Here is a 3,403-nt window from a genome sequence, read left to right as displayed (position 1 = left end):
GGCACGATGATCGACGGGATCAAAAGGTCAACCTCTGATGGATCACGTCCGACCGCCGCTGCACCAACGGCGACCGACGGGAGCAGTCGCGTGTTCAGGTAGTGAACCGAGTGCACCGGATGGACATGGATGCCGTCGGCCACCGCGCCAGCCATCTTGCACATGGCGGGTCCGACCGCTGACACGTCGACCTTGATGTCGCCGTGACCGTGGCTGAGCGGCCGCCACTGGTCGGGCAGCAGCGAAAGTTTGTAGTGCGGCCCATCGTGGGCGAGATCGGCGTCGCCTCGGAACGCAGCGAGCGTGGCTTTGACCGCCTGGATGTAGTCGCGCATTCGACCGACAGGTGGGTCGAACTCCGCGCCGTAGCGACGCTCGACGTGTGCCCGGACCTGGCTTCCCAGCCCGAGCCGGAATCGTCCCCCGGTATTGTCGGCCAGCTCCCAAGCCAGCGATGCCGCAACCATCGGACTCATCCCGAACGCGACGGCGATACCAGTGGAGTAGGTGAGCGAAGGTGCGGCCGTGGCGGCTGCAGCGATACTCAGCCACGGGGTTTGACCCGTTTCGGTGAAGACCATCCCCGAGAGTCCCGCTGCTTCGACCTCGCGAGCAAGGGTTGCGGTGTCAGCCCAACGGCTTGAACCCACCATCAGATCAATCTTCATTGGCCCCCTCGCGGGTTGTGGTTGGGTGTGCTGAGTTCAACGCGGCTGTCGATGTCGGTCATGTTCTCGAGCAGTCGACTGAAGTAGTGCAACGCGTGGCTCATGTCTTCGATCGACAAACCGGCGGCGGCCTGTTCGTAGTAGTCGTCGATCAACGGGAGTGCCCGGGCATGCCACCGCTCAGCCCCGCGTGCGGTCAGTCGAATACGGCGCGACCGGCCATCTGAGGGATCGGTCTCGCTTCCGATGAGCTCGTCGTCTTCGAGATGTTTCACCACCCCGGCGAGACTCTGCCGACTCACCTTCAGAAACTTCGCGAGATCACCCACCGCCATGCCATCGGCTGACTCGGGCCGCGAGAGCGCTCCCAACACGGCCCAACGTTGCGTCGTCAACCCTTCCGACTCCACCGCCTTGGTTCCCGTTTTATGCAACAAGTTTGCGCATTGGTACAGACGGAAGAACAAGAGGTTGGCCAACTCGAAGCGAGCACCACGGGGACCGTTTCCCTCAGTTGTATGGAAATCGTTCCCAACTTGACGTGTTTCATGCATGTGGAGTCCACTTCGAGTGAGTTCAGCGGCTGACAACTATGACAAGATCATGTTACATCGAACGCAACGACTGAAGGAGAAGCCAATGAGTAGATTTGACGGCAAGACCGTGATCGTGACCGGCGGCGGTGGCGGTATCGGGAGCGCCCTCTGCCGACACTTCGCTGCAGAAGGAGCCGCCGTCGCCGTCCTCGATCGAGATGAGGGCGCTGCAAACGCTGTCGCCGAAACGCTCACCGCAGACGGTTCTCACGCCCTCGCGATCGCGTGCGACATCACCGAACGATCGTCCGTCGACGCTGCCGTCGAACGCACCGTTGCCGACCTTGGGCCGATCGATGTCCTGGTCAACAACGCGGGCTGGGACCTGTTCGTGCCGTTCCTCGACACCCAGCCCGACGACTGGTCACGCCTGATCGACATCAACTTGGTCGGAGCGCTCAACATGCACCACGCCGTACTGCCAGCCATGGTGGAACGAGGGGTCGGTCGCGTCGTCAACATCTCGTCAGATGCGGCCCGCGTCGGCTCATCAGGCGAAGCGGTGTACGCCGCATGCAAGGCCGGGATCGTCGCCTTCTCCAAGACGATGGCGCGCGAACACTCCCGCAACGGCATCACCTTCAACGTCGTCTGCCCGGGCCCAACCGACACGGCGCTCCTCGCCAGCGTCACCGATGCTGCTGCCAACCCCGAGAAGCTGCGCGAGGCATTCCGTCGGTCCATTCCGATTGGACGCATCGGCCAACCGGACGACCTCGGCGGCGCAGTGCTCTTCTTCGCGAGCGACGCTGCCGAATTTGTGACCGGCCAAGTCCTCAGCGTGTCCGGCGGCCTCACCATGGCCGGCTAATCGCCGTCGCCACACCGAATCACTGCACCCCCAACAACGACAACAACGACAACAACGACAAGGAACACAACGATGGACTACACCGATATCACGGTCAACAAGCGTGACCATGTTGCCTACATCACCATCAATCGGCCCAAGGTCATGAATGCCTTTCGGGGCCAGACCTGCGAAGAACTCATTCATGCTTTCGGACACGTTGGCTTCGACTCTGACGTTGGTGTCATCGTCTTCGCCGGGGCTGGCGACCGGGCATTCTGTACCGGCGGCGATCAGTCGGTTCACGAAGGCCAGCAGTACGACGGGCGCGGCACGGTCGGCATGCCGGTCGAAGAGATGCACGCCGCGATTCGCGACGTTCCAGTTCCCGTGATCGCCAAGGTGCAGGGCTACGCGATCGGCGGCGGCAACGTTCTCGCGACCATCTGCGATCTGACGATCTGTGGAGAGTCGGCGATCTTCGGACAAGTCGGTCCATCCATGGGTTCGGTCGACGCCGGGTACGGCACCACGTTCCTCGCTCGCGTCGTCGGCGAGAAGAAGGCTCGGGAGATCTGGTACCTCTGCCGCCGCTATTCCGGACGGCAAGCCGAGGAGATGGGGCTTGCCAACACTTGCGTACCCGACGACGAACTCGACGCCACCGTTGAGCAGTGGGCGAAAGAGATCTGCGAGAAGAGCCCCACGGCGATTGCGATCGCCAAACGCTCGTTCAACATGGACACGGCCCACCAGGCCGGAATCGCAGGGATGGGCATGTACGCGACCAACCTGTACTACGGGACCGCCGAGTCGCAGGAAGGTGTCAACGCGTTCAAAGAGAAGCGCAAGCCGAACTTCCGCCAGTTCGTGAACTAGCCCGGCTTTCGAAGCGCTTCACCAGCCGGTCAGCCAGGAGTTCCAACGTCGCGTCACAGAAGCAGGCACGACTGTCTCCACCGGAATCGGGGAACTTCAGACGAGTTCTTCACTGCATTCGCCTCCAGCCGGAGGTTCGATCGTCACCACCAGCTCGCTTGGCCTCCGCTGCGAACTGCGATCATCGTGTACATCCTGATCAGCTGAGTCGCTGATGTTGATGACGATCGTGCCAGGGTGGCTCCTATGGCATGGGACTTCTCGACCGACCCAGAATTCCAGACGAAGCTGGACTGGATCCAACAGTTCTGCGACGAGAAAGTCGAGCCGCTGCACCGGGTTTTCCCTCACGCAGTGCGCTGGCCAAACGACGCAGTGAGAGGTTACGTCCGCGAGCTCCAGCAAGAAGTCAAGGACCAGGGCCTGTGGGCGCTCTTTCTCGACGAAGAGCTCGGTGGCCCTGGTTTTGG

General features: G+C 61.9%; 4 protein-coding genes and 1 pseudogene. 3 read left to right on the top strand and 2 right to left on the bottom strand.

The annotated features are described in order from the left end of the window. Both ACH2DW_RS15190 and ACH2DW_RS15185 read right to left on the bottom strand, forming a co-directional pair. On the bottom strand, positions 1-668 hold a 668-nt coding region (locus tag ACH2DW_RS15190; RefSeq protein WP_394930589.1), incomplete at its 3' end, for an LLM class flavin-dependent oxidoreductase. Beyond that, the gene (locus tag ACH2DW_RS15185) at positions 665-1,222 is read right to left on the bottom strand and encodes a MarR family winged helix-turn-helix transcriptional regulator (protein WP_394930588.1); all 558 of its coding nucleotides are present in this window, start codon (positions 1,220-1,222) and stop codon (positions 665-667) included. The genes ACH2DW_RS15190 and ACH2DW_RS15185, both read right to left, overlap by 4 nt. A gap of 85 nt (positions 1,223-1,307) precedes the next feature. On the opposite strand from ACH2DW_RS15185, the gene ACH2DW_RS15180 reads away from it, so the two are divergent. The 3 genes and pseudogenes from ACH2DW_RS15180 to ACH2DW_RS15170 all read left to right on the top strand — a co-directional run. Next, positions 1,308-2,075 (top strand): glucose 1-dehydrogenase, encoded by a 768-nt coding sequence (locus tag ACH2DW_RS15180; protein ID WP_394930587.1) that lies wholly within the window; start codon positions 1,308-1,310, stop codon positions 2,073-2,075. Positions 2,076-2,147: 72 nt separating this feature from the next. Next, the gene (locus tag ACH2DW_RS15175) at positions 2,148-2,933 is read left to right on the top strand and encodes an enoyl-CoA hydratase-related protein (RefSeq protein ID WP_394930586.1); all 786 of its coding nucleotides are present in this window, start codon (positions 2,148-2,150) and stop codon (positions 2,931-2,933) included. 246 nt (positions 2,934-3,179) lie between these two features. After that, a pseudogene (locus ACH2DW_RS15170) lies at positions 3,180-3,403 on the top strand (acyl-CoA dehydrogenase); the annotation flags it as partial.

It is taken from the genome of uncultured Ilumatobacter sp., assembly GCF_963980585.1.
Classification (GTDB): Bacteria; Actinomycetota; Acidimicrobiia; order Acidimicrobiales; family Ilumatobacteraceae; genus Ilumatobacter_A.
The sequence above is the reverse complement of the archived record's forward strand: the minus strand, read 5'-3'. Positions and strand labels throughout refer to the sequence as shown.